The organism is Legionella sp. W10-070, assembly GCF_900640175.1.
Taxonomy (GTDB): domain Bacteria; phylum Pseudomonadota; class Gammaproteobacteria; order Legionellales; family Legionellaceae; genus Tatlockia.
Genome location: NZ_CAAAJC010000011.1, coordinates 86,317 through 104,231, shown reverse-complemented (window position 1 = coordinate 104,231; position 17,915 = coordinate 86,317). Strand labels below are relative to the sequence as shown.

Genomic DNA, 17,915 nt, shown 5'->3' with positions numbered 1-17,915 from the left:
GCCAGCATCCTATAGGTTAATTTAATATTAAAAAACCACTGCAAATTAGGATACTTTTTTAATAATTTAAAATCAAAAAAATTCATTCACTTTTATTCTTAAAACTTACCAAACCATCTAGCGACACCAACCATCTTGTTTCTGGATATTCGCTTCTATCTTCGACAAGTTGGGATCCTGGATGATAAATTTGGGGAGATACCAGAAATTTGTAGGGAATAAATATTGGCCAACTATACCCAAATTATTTTTTGCCTGAAAAAAGATAAAAACAGAATAAATTTTAAAATTTATTCCTTATTTCTATTTAATAACTCATCAAACCGCTCATCTAACAGACTTTCAATATTATCAAGTTGCGACATAAATTCATCAATCTTATATTCTATGCCTCGAAGCAGTATAAGAATCTCTTCTAATTTATTTTCAATATCCATTTTATATCTCCTTATCTATAAATTTATTATAGATAAGGAGATATACCCATCGCTAATGAATTTTCAGTTTCACATGACAGGGAAGCGTCATTCCCTCTGTCTGGAATGAGGGGTAATCAAATCTGCATAGGAGAATCTATCAAGCAGGCATTTGTTTCTATAAAAATCACTCAGCTAACTTTTCAATGTTCTTAAACAAGTGTGCGCATTGAAGTTTAACCAATAAATATTAAGGTAATATCAATTGCGCCACATCTTGCTTAAATTATAAAAAGAAGACTTATTCCCTAATGCCTCTTCCTTCACCTCTATTGACTTATAATCAGACATATTAGACTTCAGGTGATCCAAACCTTAAACTTGTCGCAAATGAGGAAACAGAATGACATCTCTTATTGATGGAGAATTAGTAAATAACATCACTAACCTGTCTACTCCTATTCCCTCACCTGCTGTGGGCGGCATACCATATTCCAACGCTTCAATATAATCACTATCAAAATGCATGGCCTCCAAATCACCAGCATCCTTCTCAGCCACCTGCCTTTGAAAACGTTCGGCCTGATCCTGGGCATCATTAAGCTCAGAAAAACCATTGGCAATTTCTCGGCCAGCGATAAAAAATTCAAATCGATCAGTAACCTCTGGATTTGTATCATTACGTCTTGCCAAAGGAGAAACCTCTGTGGGGTATGCTGTTATGAAGGTCGGTTGAATTAATAAATGCTCAACTGTTTCTTCAAATATAAGCATCTGCAATTTGCCTAATCCGTCCATTGACTTATAAGCTATTTTTAAGCTATCAAGTAAAGTCCGACAACCATCAATTGTCTCAAGCGCCCCGGAATTCATATCAGGATGATAATGCAGCACAGCATCCTTAACACTCATACGAGCAAAAGGTTTTGAAAAATCAATTAATTGCCCCTGGTACTCAACTTGTCGTGTCCCCAACACCTTATCGCATAAATAATGCAATAACTGTTCAGTAACATCCATTAAATTTTCATAATCCGCATAGGCCTGATAGAACTCAACCATTGTAAATTCCGGATTATGGCGAGTGGAAATGCCTTCGTTTCGGAAGTTACGGTTAATTTCATAAACCCGCTCAAACCCTCCAACGACCAGACGCTTCAGATAAAGCTCAGGCGCGATTCGCAGAAACATTTCCATATCCAGGGTATTATGGTGAGTGACAAAAGGACGAGCCAATGCGCCACCTGGTATCGGATGCATCATGGGGGTTTCTACTTCCAGAAACTGATGGTCATCCATAAACTGCCGAATGGCGGTAATTAACCTTGAACGTAGCAAAAAAGTATGGCGGCTTTCCTCATTGGCAATCAAATCGACATAACGTTTGCGATAACGCATTTCCTGATCAGCCAAACCATGAAATTTATCTGGCAAGGGGCGCAAGGATTTAGTCAATAACTCCAGGTGTTCTGCATTGACAGTTAACTCCCCCGTATTGGTTTTAAATAACTCGCCACGGACACCAACAATATCACCCAAGTCCCAATGTTTAAATTGTTCATAGAGTTCGGGCAATTCGTTCTGACGTGCATAGATTTGTATGCGGCCAGAAACATCCTGGATATGGAAAAAGCTGGCCTTCCCCATAATGCGGCGTAAAACAATACGGCCTGCCACAGCAACTTTTATATGCTGTTCGGCCAGATTTTCTTTGGCAATCTGTGCGTACTCATCGAGCAAGTCCATCGCTAAATTATGACGACGAAACTGATTGGGAAAATTGAATCCTTCGTTACGTAAATCAGCGAGTTTTTGCTTGCGAATCTGATAAACTTCACTTTCATCCAGATGATGTTCTTCTGTCATACTTCCCCTACTCCTGCCTTTAAACTGGCCTCGATAAATTGGTCTAAATCCCCATCTAGAACCGCCTGTGTATTGCTGGTTTCAACGCCTGTACGCAAGTCTTTAATTCGCGACTGGTCCAGTACATAGGAACGAATCTGCGATCCCCAGCCGATATCTGATTTGTTGGCTTCTAAAGCCTGCTGGGCAGCATTTTTCTTCTGTATTTCCATTTCATACAATTTGGCACGTAATTGCTTCATCGCATGATCTTTGTTTTTATGCTGGCTTCTATCAGTCTGACACTGCACAACAATGCCACTCGGCATATGAGTAATTCGTACCGCTGAGTCGGTACGGTTAACATGCTGCCCGCCTGCGCCAGAAGCACGATAGGTATCTATGCGCAAATCAGCCGGATTAATTTCAATCTCTATGTCATCGTCTACTTCCGGTGAAACAAAAACAGCCGCAAACGAAGTATGGCGGCGATTTCCTGAATCAAAAGGAGATTTCCGCACTAAACGATGGACACCTGTTTCAGTACGTAGCCAACCGTAAGCATATTCGCCAGTAAAATGAATGGTAGCACTCTTAATACCGGCAACCTCACCCGCTGAACATTCTACTAGCTCGGTAGTAAAGCCATGTTGCTCCCCCCAACGCAAGTACATCCTCAGTAACATTTCAGCCCAGTCTTGTGCCTCAGTGCCGCCTGAGCCTGCCTGAATATCCAAGTAGGCATTTGCATTGTCCATCTTCCCGGCGAACATCCGCCGGAATTCCAGACCAGCAACCCGTTGTTCTATTGCATTTACCTCTTGTGCTACATCGGAAATAGCACTATCGTCATTCTCAGAACGAGCGAGTTCAAAAAGTTCAGACAATTCAGCAATAGATTGGCTTATTTGCTCTAATTGATTAACAACCGCTTCCAATTGAGCGCGTTCTCGCCCTAGTGCCTGCGCCTGCTCGGGGTGATTCCAAACTTCAGAAGACTCCAACTCACGAATAACTTCTTCCAACCGCTCACGCTTCTGATCGAAGTTAAAGATACCCCCTAAGCGCTGCGGTACGCTTATCCAAATCAGCTAAAGCAAGATTGATTTGATTTACTTCCAACATGAGGTTCCCGTTGCGTTTTTTACTAAGCGCATTATTGTACAGCGAAAGCGAATTGCTGACTAGATATAGCGAAATGCCGGGCTGCGGTTGGTAATCAATGGTAGTCCGCGGGGGCATGTGTTTATTATCAAGCTCCGATCCCGGATTTCGCTGGCGCTTCATCCGGGCTACAAATTTCTTAGCCGCATCATCAACTAAGGTAGCCGACAAAGGAAGCTGCTTTGTTGTTCTCCCAATACTTTAAGGGAGAAAGTGCCGGATCCATCATCGCTTCAACCGGTAAATAAAAGGTTTGTTCCAATAAAAACTGGCCGCTTAACGCCGCATGGGAGACTTGATCAGTAAACACTATCCATGTACTTTGCGGTTTGAATTCAACACGCTGCTTATCAACGGACTGTTGATATTCATCGTCCAGTTTCATTTTATCATGCAAATTAAGCTGATAATGATCATAGGGTGAACGAAGTGATTTTGTTGCCCTCATCCAATATAGAAATTTGGCGACAGTACGGTTATAAGCCGGAATAGAAGTTGCAAAACGCTCCATCACTTTGTCAAACGACTCACCCAAATGCCAGACCCGGGGCTTGTCATCAGGATTTATGTTACAAAAAATACGCAGTATTCGCTGGCCATTCACTGGCGTTGAGGGGAAAGAATCAACATGCAACCGGGTATCATCCTTACGCTTTGAACTGCTACGCCCCTTTATTTCCGCTGGGCGGTAACTGGTTCTTCCCCAAAGCAAGGAATCCTGATACTCAGGAAAAACCGTAGCTGCCAGGTGTTTGGCAAACTCAGCATAGCGTTGCATCAGGGCTTTCAACATATTCGCTGAGGTAGTTTGCCCCTCAGACTGAATACCCCCCAACCGGCCGGTACGATAATCAAAACTGAGATTTTTATGCTTGCTATCCAGCAGATTATCCGAAAACAATCGGTCTTTCTCATCAGGCTGCAGCGTAAATGAATAAGAAGGAAGATAAATTACTTTACCCGATTCCAATGAAACCAGTGCTTTTTGCTGATCAACCTCATTTAAAGAATCAAGTTTTTCTGCATCCAGAGTATGAATCATTCATTATCTCACGAACATTATGACAGGGCCTATTCTAGCAAATAGTTAACTGGCATTCATCCAGAAAAACCTGCTCTCATTATTCGTTTAATAATTAATCAATGGCATAATCGTTGAATCAATAGTGATGTGCTTTAAATTAACCCAGTTACCCCTCTCACAGGATGTTAATTATATGACATGAAGTAATTTTTGTATTAAGTTAGTCATATTAGCAAGAATAAATGCTTGACGTGTGGCTTCAGGATTATGTTACAGCTAGTTACGCCTCTGAGAATGCGACATATAGAAGGATTATAAATATCATGCAAAAAGAAGTAACTGAATCTCTGGCAAACACAATATCACCATCTGAACCTTTATTTGCCGATAACGAAATCTCTTTCCACAGTAACGGGGTACTTACCTTAGGTGTCGAAATTGAGCTGCAATTAATCAATCCTGAAAACTACAATTTATCCTCTTGTGCAGAAGAAGTGTTAAAGATTATGGCTCATAGCAACAAAGTAAAACCAGAGTTCTACTTAAGCACCATCGAGCTTAATACTGGGAAATGCGACAACGTGCAAGAAGCAGAAATAGACTTGCAAGAAACCCTGGCCAGTCTACAGTATGAAACACAAAAATTAGATCTATTGTTTGCTGCCACAGGTTCTCATCCATTTTCAAAATATGCGGACTGGATTATCTCCCCCACAGACCGCTATCTGGAGTTAATTGATCGCAACCAATGGCTCACACGCCGTATGGGAGTGTATGGACTGCATGTTCATTTGGGAATGGCAAGCGGGGAGGATTGCATTCGTTTTAACAATTTCTTTATGTATTTTTTACCCCACCTTTTAGCCTTATCTTCCAGTTCTCCTTTCTGGCAAGGAATTGACACAGGCCTTGCCTCATGCCGGCCGACCACGTATGAAGCATTACCAACGGCAGGCCAACCCTATCATGTTAGCAAATGGCAGGATTTCGAGCATTTGTATTATACGTTAAGGGCTTGCGGCTCTATCAAGTCAATTAAAGATCTATGGTGGGATCTTAGACCGAGCCCTGGATTTGGCACCCTGGAAATTCGTGTTTGTGATGGTGCAGCGACCCTGGCTGAAACATTTGCTATAGTTGCCTTCATCCATACACTGGCCCATTGGTTTACAGATAACGGCAGCTGGCTTGAATCCGTTACCTGTCCTCCTTATTGGCTTTCACGAGAAAACAAATGGCGGGCAATTCGTTATGGCCTGGATGCCGAATTAGTAATTAATACTGACGGAAAGTTAAAATTAATGCGCGATGACCTTGATGAGTGGATTGAAAAGCTGCAACCTTATGTTAGACAACTCGACTACTTCCATTATTTTGCAGCCCTCGAGACTATTCTTCAATCCGGAACCAGTTCCGAGCGGCAAAGGAAAGTTTTTGAAGAAACCCGTTCATTGAAAGAAGTAGTGAAATATAATATCAAGGAATTCTCCCTCTCATCTAGAAAGTCTGTATGTAATTTTAAATAATAGAACAGAATTTATTCGTCTGACAGCCCTCTTTCTCTTTATCGATTTGTAGTAAAAGTTCCTCTCTTATCTCCATGAAAGAAAATGTATTCCAATAAGCACGAAAAGGGATAACTTCCTTTGCGTCTGCAATCAGGCAGTGAATTTTATTGCCGGTGGAACTAAACGTAATTTCTTTGACATTCTTACCCGAAAAATTGACTTCAAAGACAGGAATAACAGGAGGGTTATACCATCCTCCTTTTTCCACACTCAATTTTAGATCCTTATGCCTAAGAGAACACACATAATTGTAAGCGTCAGCATATTTTTTAAAGAGTCTTACCTCTTTTTCATCACTTTTATACGACTTGTGGATTAGCTCAGGAAATCCTCGCGGAAATGGAAAAGATGGGATATGAGAATTAACTTTCCTTTGCCAAAATGGTTCAGATGGTAGATTAAACGGCTTGCCGACATAAAAAAAAGTTGAAGGTTCGATTTTCTCTGAGGTGAGTATAAACTCTTCTATTGCCTTTCTGAGAGGCTTGTTTGTCCCTTTTAAATTCTGCAATTGGCTTCTGGAAAGAAAGCCAAATAGCTTAAATAAACTATCTTTGTCCAGTTTTTCAAAGCCCATCTCTTTTTCCTCCTAAAAAAATCGCTTAAAGCTGTCATGTTCCTTACTATTTCAGCAATGGGATTAAGTTAGAATAGTCATCAGTCCATAAAATAGTTTTACCTTCAGCCACAAAATGCCATCCTTCCTCACGCATTAATGTCAAAGCCAGTGGTTGATTGGCCGTCAGTAATACCCACTCAGAAGCCAACTGCCCTTTCTTGTTATCAGCAGAATGGAACTTATGCAAGACAATTAAATCAAGTTGACGGCCGGCTGCGGTTAAAACCGGTAACAGCCTTAAATGACGATTACTGATGTGCACCAGGATGACACCATCCGGAGTGATTTTCTGTTGATATAATTGGAACGCTTCCAATGTTAGCAGGTGCATGGGTATAGCATCAGAAGAAAATGCATCAACTATCAATAATTCTGCCCCTGCATCAGCGCCATCATGCAACACCATGCGCCCATCACCTTCAATCAGGGAGACTTGCGCCGGGCAATCCCGCAGGTAACTGAATAATCCGCTTTTACTCGCAATCCAGATAACTTGCTCATCAATATCAATCATCTTCACCTGATCACCTTTTTGATATTGGCAAGCCATCATTCCTGTACCTAATCCCAGAATAATGGAGCGCAACGGCTGATGAAGACGTTGCAACTGCTGCACCACGGCCAGTACAGGCGCATAATAAGCCATTGCCCCATCCAGAGAAGCTTCTGGTTGCTGCAGTTGAAAACCATGAACCGTATTCTGGCTCATTAAAACATTCGTTCCTGCCAAAGAAAAAACTTGCTTCACCCCGTAAAAATTACGTTGCTGGAGAATAACCTGGGTTCCTTTAAACCAGGGAGAAAACAGGTAAAAAAATAAAATACTCACACCAACAAATAAACCAATACTATTTCGTGCCCAAAGAAGAGCCAGACACAGCGCCAGAACCTCGGCAATTTTGTATTTTTTTATCAGGATTAACCCACCTTGATTGGGTAAATAATAATTGACCAGCAACACTGCCAGTACCAGCAAAGGCATCATCCTCAAGCCTTTTTGTTTAAATAAAGGAATACACAGTGTTGCCAACGCCAGTACCAGGGGATACTCATAGACAGCATTAAAAAGCCTTGGGGCAATAAGTCCATTGAATAAACCGGCCAGCATTCCTCCAAAAGCCAGGGAGAGATAAAAAATAGTGAGTTGTCCGGAAGGAGGTCGCGTATTGACTAAATGCCCATGACACAATAAGGCTAATACAAAAAAATTTAGCAGGTGGAAAATGATTAGCTGCCAAGCTTGTATGGAATTTGAGTTAAAAATAAAACCAAGAATTGGAAAAATAATAAAAAATAAAGCATTTCGCTCAATCCATTCATGAGAAATCAACGGCCGTTTGGCAAAAGTAATCACAAATGAAAGCAAATAAAGCGCTAAAGGAATAACCCAGAATAAAGGCGTCGCGGCAATATCAGTAGATATAAACGAAGTAACACTTAACATTAAGCTGCAAGGAATAAAACTATAACCAATCCACTTTAAAATCACTAACCAGTCCAATTGCGTTGTCTTGATTGTGGTTTTCTGTAAATGCCGGTAGGAAAAGGCAAAAAAGACAACCGCCAGTAAGATAACATAAACTCCAAAAATAAAATTCCAGTAATAAAACTGCTTACTTAAGCCAATATAACGTTCGATTAACCAGGGATAAGCGGCTAAGGCCAATAAACTGCCAAGATTACTTGCCACGTACAAAAAATAAGGATCATGGGCCTGCTTACCCTTCGTGTGGCTATAAGCAAATTGCAGTAGCGGTGCTGAAGCTCCAACTATCAACAAAGGTAATCCCAAATGCCGTAGCAAATAACCCAGGATTACCAACTCAGGCGTTCCTTCCCCTATAAATGCAGGAGAAAAACCAAGCGGTAAAACAAACAGGCTCAGCAGGACAAAAAAACTATGCGACAGCCGCCAAGTCAATGAATCAGGAATACGACTGAGTAACCAGGCATAACCATAGGCAACCAATAATAAGGATTGAAAAAAAAGCATGCATACAGTCCATACTGCTGGTGTTCCTCCAAAAACAGGCAACAATGCCTTTGCCACCATTGGCTGAATAGCAAAGAGCAAAAATGCGCTAAGGAAAAGGCTGGTAGAAAAAAGAAGTTCTATCACGAATTAACCAATCCTGAAATTCCTTGGATAAGTCCTGACTATGTAGCTGACAGGGAGATATTTAATTGAAGCCTAGGTTCTGTGAGCAAAAATTTTCACAGCTGCAAATGCGTCTAATTGGCACCATGATATCTTTGAATTCGTTAGATAGAGCCAGCTATTCGCCTCATTCAAAGACACCATGGTACTCAATCACCCACATTTTCGCTTTGCGAAAAAATTGGTTCACAGAACCTGGTACAACGTTTCACTGATTCTGTCTTACACTGCCATTCCCGCGCAGGCGGGAATCCAAGCCCAATTTAGCTCCTCACTTCACCTGAGAGATAGATTCCCGCCTGCGCGGGAATGACAAACTGGACAGATTCAGTGAAACGTTGTACTAGAGTCTGTTGACATTTCAACTTAAACTGCTCACTTCGCGTGCTTTATGCGCGGGATCCACGCAAACCACACGCAACCAACTATCCTTTTAAAAAGGTTTGAGCCTAGATTCCGCGCATAAAGCGCGGAATCTAGGCTCTGGTTCTAATTGTCAACAAACTTGGAGATAATATCTCATTTATCTGAGATTTTCATCTCTAAACATCCACCGGGTGCGATTATACCTAAGATACTTCAAAATGCCTGTTTTAGACTTGGGTATAAAACTGCGGGTGATGGTAATTAATAGCCTGGATAAAGCGTCAGCGAAACCGGGATCGAAGCTTGATTATAAACTCATATTCCCTGATTTGGCTGACGCTCCATCCAGGCTATTACAACACCTCATCCACTGGATGCGGGGTTTATGTTCATACCCTAACAAACACCTTGTGATGGATTACAAAGTATGTTTGCGTGAGCAATTGAGAGAACTCTGCTTAACCCCGAGAGGAATTTAGCATCCAACGTGCCTTTTCATGGGCTGTAATTCTATCGCCCAGTAAATTGACGGTACCCTCATCCTTACTTTCCTGAACAAGAGTCATCGCCTGATTTAAATCTTTCACCAATGTATCATGATCATGGGCAAGCTCAGTAACCATCTCATTTGCACTTTTATTGGCATCACCATCTTGAATGCGCTTTAGGCTTTCAAATTCTCTAAACGTCGCTGGCGCATTATGCCCCAGTGCGCGAATACGCTCTGCAACAGTATCTACAGCGTCAGCCAGCTCCAGATATTGCATTTCAAATAACTCATGCAAACCTTTAAATTGAGGCCCCGTCACATGCCAGTGATAATTTTGTGTTTTTAGATACAGTGCATAAGTATCTGCCATAAGGATCGATAATTTTTTCATTACATCAGCCATAATCCATTGCTCCTTTATTCTATTGTTATATTTAACATAGCTGAAAAAAAATAAAATTTAAAATCAATTGTTTAAATTAAACTGATAAATAACTTCTATTGTAAAGTAACCCATGAAATGTAATGATAGTTGATAAATTAACGTATCGTCTAATTTTCTATTTCAATACTTTTGAAACCCTGGATATCAAAGGCTTTTCACGCATACCTGCCAACGCAGTCGCTAACATAAACCGCAAAAAGCCCCTTAACATTTTACCGGCATCTGCCCGCTTACCTTCCCGCCAACCAGCCAGAAAGGTGGGCAATAATAAACCAAGCAAAACATACCGATGATTCTCTATCAGACGCCTGAAATATTGCTTATGCTGCAGCAACCTGGCTTTCTCCATTTGGAGTTTATTTTCCAGCTGATTAATGGAATTCTGTAGTTCCTTGCGTGAGCTCATAACCATCCTTTGGTTGATGTAACAACGCTCTTGTTTTTTCAAAGCTCATGTGCCTTAAACATAAAATCAGTCGCTTAATAATAAAAAATAGCATGAGCAGATTAACCAACAATACCGTGATAATTGCTGCTAACATTCCCGCAAAAAGCATGATTATATAACCTGCCAAAAAAACCGCTGTCAGCCAGGTCGAAAAACATAATGCTATTAGCATCCCCAGATTAATTAGCAAGGGGTATACAGTTAGTCCGGCAAGCCGTGCCTCCAATTTTAATAGTGTAAACAACCCCTTGCTCAAAGCAACTTTGCTGGCAATAAGTCCTTCCAAATGCTCAATAAAATTTATCATGTTCACTTTCTAAAAAGTGAAGATAAAATAAAGCCTATCCCGCCGGCAATAAGAACGGAAGTAAGCGGGTTTTTTTTGACATTTTTTGCCAACTCATCAGAGTACTCTTTAAACGTATCCTGGGCCTCAAGAAGTATTTTTTTTCCCTCCTCCAGAAGCTCGCCAGTACTCTGTTTCATTTGCTGATAATGCTCATCAACAGACTCTTGCTGAGACTGGCGGGAGCGTCTTTTGTTATTTGTAGATACCGGATCTGAAGTGGGGTTTTCTTCCTGGGGTCTAGAGGGCTTTTTATTCATGGTTATTTCCTTATCCTTTTATATTTATTTATCCATAATACTTATCAATTTTAGCAGTAAACTCTGAGGCAGCAAAATCAGGCCAATGTTCTTTATCAAAGCCAGGGGCATTCTCCAAACGCTTTTTATCCATACTAATAATAAAACAGTCTTCTATAGTATCATATTTAAATAGATGCCAAGGCAAGGCAAAATACTTACTGCCAAAACCCAAAATACCACCAAAATCAAGCACCAGATAATTCACTTTGCCAAAAGCCTTGTCAATAACCACTTCATTGATGGTTCCAAGGTTTTCCCCTTCCAGATTTTTAACAACAACGCCGGTTATTTCGCTAGCTTTCACAATACTTCGTTTACTTACCATAATTAATGCTCCCTGGATATTAGTTATGGTTTAAGCCAATTGGCTGTTGCTCTTTATAGTTTAGAACAATTAACTTGCTCTGGTAGTAAATTTTTCCATAAAAAAACCCGCCAATTGGCGGGTTTTTAAAAGGAGGCAGGGAAATTACATCATGCCCATGCCACCCATGCCACCCATACCGCCCATGCCACCCATATCAGAAGCACCTGCTGATTCTTGTTTTGGAAGCTCAGCAATCATGCACTCCGTAGTTAGCATCAGACTTGCAACGGAAGCTGCGTTTTGCAGCGCAGTACGAGTAACTTTGGTTGGGTCGATGATACCCAGCTCAACCATATCGCCATACTCGCCAGTAGCCGCATTGAAACCGAAGTTCTCTTTGTTTTCAGCAACTTTGTTAACAACTACGGAAGACTCATAGCCGGCATTGGCAACGATTTGGCGAAGAGGAGACTCGATAGCACGTCGCAGGATATTAATACCCATGTCTTGATCAGCATTTTCGCCTTTCAAGCCATCTAATGCTTTTTGTGCACGAATCAAGGCAACACCGCCACCAGCAACGATACCTTCTTCAACAGCAGCTCGAGTTGCATGAAGCGCATCTTCAACGCGCGCCTTCTTCTCTTTCATTTCCACTTCAGTAGCAGCACCAACTTTAATTACAGCAACACCGCCAGCTAATTTGGCAACACGCTCCTGCAATTTTTCACGATCGTAATCAGAAGAAGTTTCTTCCATCTGAGCACGGATTTGAGTAATACGTGCACTGATTTCTGATTGTTTCCCTTCTCCGTCAATGATAGTGGTATTTTCTTTGGTTACTACGATACGCTTTGCAGAACCCAAATCTTCTAATGCAGCACCTTCCAGGTTTTTGCCAATTTCTTCAGAAATGACCTGGCCATTAGTCAGAATAGCAATATCCTGTAACATTGCTTTACGACGATCGCCAAAACCAGGCGCTTTAACTGCACATACTTTTACAATACCACGCATATTGTTAACAACCAGAGTTGCCAGGGCTTCACCTTCAACATCTTCAGCAATGATCAATAAAGGACGGCCTGATTTGGCAACACCTTCCAATACAGAAAGCATTTCACGAATATTAGAGATTTTCTTGTCAACCAGAAGAATATAAGGATGCTCAAGCTCTGTACTCATGTTTTGTTGATTGTTGATAAAGTATGGAGAAATATAGCCGCGGTCAAACTGCATACCTTCAACAACAGATAATTCATTCTCAAGGCTATTACCATCTTCAACAGTAATGACGCCTTCTTTACCAACTTTTTCCATCGCTTCAGCAATGATGTCACCAATTGCCTGATCGGAGTTAGCAGAAATTGTTCCAACCTGGGCAATGGACTTGCCATCTTTGCAAGGCTTGGACATTGATTGCAATTGTTTGGTAACCGCAGTAACCCCTTTATCAATACCGCGCTTCAGATCCATTGGGTTCATTCCAGCAGCAACGGCTTTGTTGCCTTCTACGATAATAGCACGTGCCAATACAGTAGCAGTGGTAGTACCATCACCAGCCGTATCAGAAGTTTTTGAAGCAACTTCTTTAACCATCTGCGCACCCATATTCTCGAAACGATCTTGCAGTTCAATTTCTTTGGCAACAGAGACACCGTCTTTTGTTACGGTAGGAGCACCGAATGATTTTTCCAGCACCACGTTACGTCCACTTGGACCCATCGTTTGTTGTACAGCATTCGCCAGAATATTTACTCCATTAATCATTTTTTGACGTGCATCATCACCAGAACGTATTTCTTTAGCCATTATATAATCTCCTTTAAAACTGTTTTGTTATATTACTTCTCAATCACACCCATGATGTCATCTTCGCGCATCACAACCAGTTCTTCACCACCTAACTTGACTTCAGTGCCTGAGTATTTGCCAAACAGGACTACATCCCCTACTTTTACGGCTAACGCACGAACATCACCATTGTCTAATGCTTTACCAACTCCAACAGCAATGACTTCGCCACGCATTGGTTTTTCAGTAGCGCTATCGGGAATCACAATGCCACCTGCGCTGGTGCGCTCTTCTTCCATGCGACGAACAACAACGCGATCGTGTAAAGGACGAATTTTCATACTTGTTTTCTCCTGGTTTTCGTTATCACCTATAATTCAGAGTAAGCTCTGCTTTAGCGAGTTATGCAAGCATCATGGATACTTGTTCAGGCTATTGAGTTTTCACATTCACTCAGACAACCTGGTATAACATCGCTGATGACAGGCATTTGGGGGCAGTTAAATAATTTTCAAGGGGGAAGATTAAAAATTTTTGTTTTCTTGCCCACTGCTGTTGGTTCTTTAAGGTATTTATAGGCAGTGCGAGACTGCGGCTGGTGATGATTAGACCCGACCGCGGATTCCGCTGACGCTTCATCCAGGCTTGTATCTTTAAAAGGAAAACCGCAGCTTTAATCGCCCCATCTATGGTGTCTTAAATTGTGACCTTGCAGGAGATGTACTACAATGGCCTTTGATTTAACATCGAGCAGTTTACGCTTATGAAAAATTGGGTTTTATTGCCAGTATTGTATCTTGTTTCATTAATCAGTCATGCTAATCCTCTGCCGGCAGCAGAGGTCTTTCAGGTTAATGTAACGCCCATCGATCCCAATACATTTACCGTTAACTGGACAATCAAACCAGGTTATTTTCTTTACAGTGATCGGATTAAACTAACCGAGCAACCCAATAGCAACATCCATATTGGCACTCTACGATTCCCTGAACCCCTCACAAGAACAGATAAGCAGGGACATACCTACCCCATTTATCGTAACAAGTTATCATTACCTGTCGCACTCCTGGGGGAATATCCCGGAGAGACGTTACTTGCCTTGCATTTTCAAGGTTGTGCCGATGATGGTTTCTGTTATCCCCCGGAAACCCGGCAGATTAAATTAACCATCAATAATGACCTGGCCTTATCCGAGGCTACCATTGAAACAACGCCAACTCCTCAGGACGCTATAGTTAAACAACAACCCGTTGATGAGGTCGAAGCCGTTTTTGATAACCACCATTGGCTGATTGTAATGTTGAGTTTTTTAGGCTTCGGATTGCTGTTATCCTTCACGCCTTGTGTTTTACCGATGATCCCCGTACTTTCCGGCATTATTGTAGGGCATGGCAGCGGTCTGTCCACCCGAAAAGCCTTTTTTCTCTCATTAAGCTATGTGCTGAGCATGTCCGTAACTTATGCACTGGTTGGTGCAGTGGTTGCCTTACTGGGCAGTAACCTGCAAATCATTATGCAGTCTCCTTGGGCTATCGGTTTATTCAGCCTTGTTTTTATTCTGTTGGCGCTTTCCATGTTTGGTTATTATGAGTTACGCTTTCCTGCTTCCTGGCAAGCAAAATTTGCCAGTGCCAGCCGCAGTCAGGCAAGCGGTCATTACCTGGGGGCTGCTGTCATGGGGAGTTTATCCACGCTTGTTTTATCCCCCTGTGTAACAGCACCTCTTATTGGCGCCTTGGGATACATCGCTCATAGCGGTAATGTGATTATTGGCAGTTCAGCCTTGTTTTTTCTCGGCTTAGGCATGGGGATACCCTTACTGCTCATCGGCACTTCCGCTGGAAAATGGCTCCCTAAAGCGGGTAAATGGATGAACGCTGTAAAGGCTTTTTTTGGAGTCCTTTTACTTGCTGTTGCCATTTATCTCCTGGGCCGCATCCTGCCGGGAATGCTAATCATGTTCCTGTGGGCCGCTTTATTAATTTTTACAGGCGTCTATTGTGGTGCTTTAAGCAGGACAGGTTCTCAAGCGCGGTGGCTACAAGGATGCGGCATCATCCTGCTCGTTTACGGGATACTTATTCTGATTGGAGCCAGCATGGGTAACAGCAATCCCTTACAACCATTGGCAAGCGTCCATTCGACAGCAAATGCTGCAGTAAACTTTCCTGTCCAAACCGTTAAAACGGTTAATGAAGTTGAAGAAGCGATTGCCAATGCCAAAGGCAAACCAGTCATGCTGGATTTCTATGCTGACTGGTGCGCCTCCTGCCAAATTATGGAGGCAACCACATTTAAAGACCCTGAAGTTGAAGAAGCATTAAAACAATTTGTCGTTTTAAAAATCGATATTACTGCCAATAATAATGACGATAAGGCACTGCTTAAGAAATTTAATGTCATCGCTCCGCCTACCTTTTTATTTTTCAATGAACAGGGTCATGAATATCGTCATCTGCGTTTGGTAGGTGAAATATCGGCAAGTCAATTTTTAAAACAATTGCGTCAAGCAACCACCACTTTGGATTGAGTGCAACCTCTTATATAGCCAAGCAACCGCCATCTTTATGCACAGCATGTTATGTTCCGTGCCAAACATCCCTGTAGCCAGCATCAATGGATGGATGTCTTCATACCTTAGCTGAACTAATGATTAACTGCAGTTGCTCTGTACGCTTCTCAATCATATTATCAAATACCGTGGCTGACCGAGTTTTATCATTACTCCAGATGGTAAAACGATGGTGATTTAACTGTTGGTATTCTTTTTTAAATTGTTCTTGTACTTCGTTCACGTCATCGATGGTGTTGCAATTTTCCAGGGCCGATTTTAAGTTCTTAAGAACCTCATTCTTTACTTTGCTATGAGTTAGTTTACGTTCAGATTGATAGCTATTAAAGGCATTAAATAATAGCGAAGATTCCAAGCATGGCTTCATAGGTTCCTGTTCATTGTTACCTTCTAATGTCACGGAATCCTGAGGGGGATATTCATTACTTTGAGCCGGCGGAGGATTTGAATGAGCATCCATATTTGCAATGTAATGATTCCTTGCAGTGTTTGCAAATGCATTCGCAATATACCCGGCTGGAGAGGGTGAGTCCAGTAAAGTGTCATTTATAATGAATTCAAAATCATCAAAATTCTCATTTTTGCCTTTTGCGTAAGCAACGTAATGTTGCATAACCAGCCAAAACTCGAGTGGGTTGACTGGCTAGTAATTAGAAGGTATCGGATAAAAATGGCCTTCAAAAGCATCTGTTTTAGCCGGACTCTCATCATCGCCTGTTACAAATATTCTGTACACAGTGCTCAGCATGCCAGGTAATTGAGGGAATCGTTTATTATCTAACTTTATCTTTGATTTAATTTTATCAAATAGTGCTTGAGCATTATCATCTTCTTTGAATACTCCTGCTGCTATAGCCTCTTTTCGAATATTGCTCCAGTTATCCATTATCAAGCCATCGAAAGCATGGCCATTATTCATTATTCCCTCCTTGTTTTGCGAGGCTTCCCTGGTAAGCTTATCAAGTAATCTATTTAATTTCTGCATTTTATCCTCCGATGCGGGTACTTTGGAATCAAGCACCTCGGTTTGTGTAGGTTCATCTGTTAACAATTCTTTTTCCTTTGAAACGTCAGAAGACTCGTCATGGGTATACAAATCGGGATTAAATGTTTTGATCTCAACTGCACGGGCTTGTTGCACCTGCAGCCTATTAGTAAACATGCCCGTATTAAACAAAGAATCGAAAGCAAGGCACTGAAGAGCTACAAATACGTAACCAAGACCGTCTTTTTCTGCCTGAGCCGCATTTTCCTTGAATCGCTCAACCCCATAGTCTTCAATTGTTTTGCCCGTACAACCAAAGCTCTCTTCGCTTTGAAATTGAGTTAAAGCCCGCCAATGTTGCCTGTACTGAGTTTCAATTTTTTCTAATTTATCTTTCTGTGCTAAACATTCAGTTTCATCAAATTTAAACTTTTCATGAGCAGTTATTGTGCACGCAAGTACTTCAATATTTACTAAATAGTTCGGATTAAAAACAATTCCTGATGCATTCTGATAATAGCTCATAACAAAAGCTACGCGCTTAGAAACTTTATCCACGTTGCCATCAGTAAGATCATGAGCAACATCAATATAAAACCGTGGAGTTTTAATAAGTGGATATCTACTATCAAGAATTACCACTTTTACCTCGGGCGACTTTCTAAGAGCCTTCTTGACAATCTCCGTCATTTCGTCAGGTTTGAAGCTCTCACCAGTTATTCTCTTCAGCTGTGACGATGATTCGTGCCTTAAACCCTCTTCATACCCTATGGCAGTATAATCGCAGCGAATAGCATCACTATCATCGATTAAACGTTTTTTTTCATCGATAAATGCCGGGTCAAAGTTGACAATGCTTACCTTTAATCCCTTGGAAGCTGCTTCAAGACAAAAATTGGGGCATTGCTGTTGCCTGTCTTTCGTGTGCGCACCACCTATTGACAATACAATTAAATCAGACGTTTCTGCCAGTTTAACTATGTGGGACTTTAAATCTCTTTTAGAATAAGTTAAATACATGATGATTAGACCTGATATTATTTGTTCTCATATTAACCTTGTTTTA

At 41.4% G+C, this 17,915-nt stretch carries 18 protein-coding genes; 2 read left to right on the top strand and 16 right to left on the bottom strand.

From position 1 onward, the window contains the following. Positions 1–290 precede the first annotated feature (290 nt). The 5 genes from E1O65_RS12570 to E1O65_RS06630 all read right to left on the bottom strand — a co-directional run bounded on the left by E1O65_RS12570 (position 291) and on the right by E1O65_RS06630 (position 4,467). A complete protein-coding gene (locus E1O65_RS12570) occupies positions 291–437 on the bottom strand; it encodes a hypothetical protein (protein WP_165474918.1) in 147 nt (48 codons plus the stop codon). 354 nt (positions 438–791) lie between these two features. Next, positions 792–2,282, bottom strand: coding sequence for a lysine--tRNA ligase (gene lysS / locus E1O65_RS06640; protein ID WP_133132815.1), 1,491 nt, complete (start codon positions 2,280–2,282; stop codon positions 792–794). After that, a protein-coding gene (gene prfB / locus E1O65_RS06635; protein ID WP_133132819.1) for a peptide chain release factor 2 occupies positions 2,279–3,386 on the bottom strand; the annotation gives its coding sequence in 2 pieces (ribosomal slippage) (positions 2,279–3,310 and positions 3,312–3,386; 1,107 coding nt in all). The genes lysS and prfB overlap by 4 nt, the downstream gene beginning before the upstream one ends. Continuing rightward, positions 3,309–3,596 (bottom strand): hypothetical protein, encoded by a 288-nt coding sequence (locus E1O65_RS12565; protein WP_165474915.1) that lies wholly within the window; start codon positions 3,594–3,596, stop codon positions 3,309–3,311. The genes prfB and E1O65_RS12565 overlap by 78 nt, the downstream gene beginning before the upstream one ends. Then, the gene (locus E1O65_RS06630; protein ID WP_133132814.1) at positions 3,577–4,467 is read right to left on the bottom strand and encodes a Kdo hydroxylase family protein; all 891 of its coding nucleotides are present in this window, start codon (positions 4,465–4,467) and stop codon (positions 3,577–3,579) included. Before E1O65_RS06630 ends, E1O65_RS12565 begins: the two co-directional genes overlap by 20 nt. 305 nt (positions 4,468–4,772) lie before the next feature. On the opposite strand from E1O65_RS06630, the gene E1O65_RS06625 reads away from it, so the two are divergent. Further along, a complete protein-coding gene (locus tag E1O65_RS06625) occupies positions 4,773–5,975 on the top strand; it encodes a YbdK family carboxylate-amine ligase (protein WP_133132813.1) in 1,203 nt (400 codons plus the stop codon). Here E1O65_RS06625 and E1O65_RS06620 read toward each other — a convergent pair. From E1O65_RS06620 to E1O65_RS06580, 9 genes are all read right to left on the bottom strand, one after another. Continuing rightward, the gene (locus tag E1O65_RS06620; protein WP_133132812.1) at positions 5,968–6,594 is read right to left on the bottom strand and encodes a hypothetical protein; all 627 of its coding nucleotides are present in this window, start codon (positions 6,592–6,594) and stop codon (positions 5,968–5,970) included. The two genes, E1O65_RS06625 and E1O65_RS06620, sit on opposite strands and share 8 nt — an antisense overlap. Positions 6,595–6,640: 46 nt before the next feature. Further along, positions 6,641–8,755, bottom strand: coding sequence for a fused MFS/spermidine synthase (locus E1O65_RS06615; RefSeq protein ID WP_133132811.1), 2,115 nt, complete (start codon positions 8,753–8,755; stop codon positions 6,641–6,643). 863 nt (positions 8,756–9,618) lie between these two features. After that, positions 9,619–10,053, bottom strand: coding sequence for a DNA starvation/stationary phase protection protein (locus E1O65_RS06610; protein ID WP_133132810.1), 435 nt, complete (start codon positions 10,051–10,053; stop codon positions 9,619–9,621). Between the two features lie 157 nt (positions 10,054–10,210). Beyond that, positions 10,211–10,501: a hypothetical protein gene (locus E1O65_RS06605; RefSeq protein ID WP_133132809.1), complete on the bottom strand. Its 291-nt coding sequence runs from the start codon at positions 10,499–10,501 to the stop codon at positions 10,211–10,213. Further along, positions 10,467–10,850, bottom strand: coding sequence for a hypothetical protein (locus E1O65_RS06600; protein ID WP_133132808.1), 384 nt, complete (start codon positions 10,848–10,850; stop codon positions 10,467–10,469). Before E1O65_RS06600 ends, E1O65_RS06605 begins: the two co-directional genes overlap by 35 nt. A gap of 2 nt (positions 10,851–10,852) precedes the next feature. Continuing rightward, entirely contained in the window at positions 10,853–11,149 is a 297-nt protein-coding gene (locus E1O65_RS06595) for a hypothetical protein (protein ID WP_133132807.1), read from the bottom strand. 28 nt (positions 11,150–11,177) lie between these two features. Next, on the bottom strand, positions 11,178–11,516 hold the full coding sequence (locus E1O65_RS06590) for a PRC-barrel domain-containing protein (protein ID WP_133132806.1): 339 nt from the start codon (positions 11,514–11,516) through the stop codon (positions 11,178–11,180). A 144-nt stretch (positions 11,517–11,660) separates the two neighbouring features. Then, entirely contained in the window at positions 11,661–13,313 is a 1,653-nt protein-coding gene (groL, locus tag E1O65_RS06585) for a chaperonin GroEL (RefSeq protein ID WP_242601550.1), read from the bottom strand. Between the two features lie 29 nt (positions 13,314–13,342). After that, a complete protein-coding gene (locus E1O65_RS06580; protein WP_133132804.1) occupies positions 13,343–13,633 on the bottom strand; it encodes a co-chaperone GroES in 291 nt (96 codons plus the stop codon). A 422-nt stretch (positions 13,634–14,055) separates the two neighbouring features. Between E1O65_RS06580 and dsbD the strand changes: the two genes are divergently transcribed. Further along, positions 14,056–15,822, top strand: a complete 1,767-nt coding sequence (gene dsbD / locus E1O65_RS06575) for a protein-disulfide reductase DsbD (protein ID WP_133132803.1) — start codon at positions 14,056–14,058, stop codon at positions 15,820–15,822. Positions 15,823–15,922: 100 nt separating this feature from the next. Here the strand turns inward: dsbD and E1O65_RS06570 are convergent, their stop codons facing one another. After that, positions 15,923–16,477, bottom strand: a complete 555-nt coding sequence (locus E1O65_RS06570; RefSeq protein ID WP_133132802.1) for a hypothetical protein — start codon at positions 16,475–16,477, stop codon at positions 15,923–15,925. Positions 16,478–16,507: 30 nt separating this feature from the next. Then, positions 16,508–17,869: a hypothetical protein gene (locus tag E1O65_RS06565; protein WP_133132801.1), complete on the bottom strand. Its 1,362-nt coding sequence runs from the start codon at positions 17,867–17,869 to the stop codon at positions 16,508–16,510. Between the last annotated feature and the right edge of the window lie 46 nt (positions 17,870–17,915).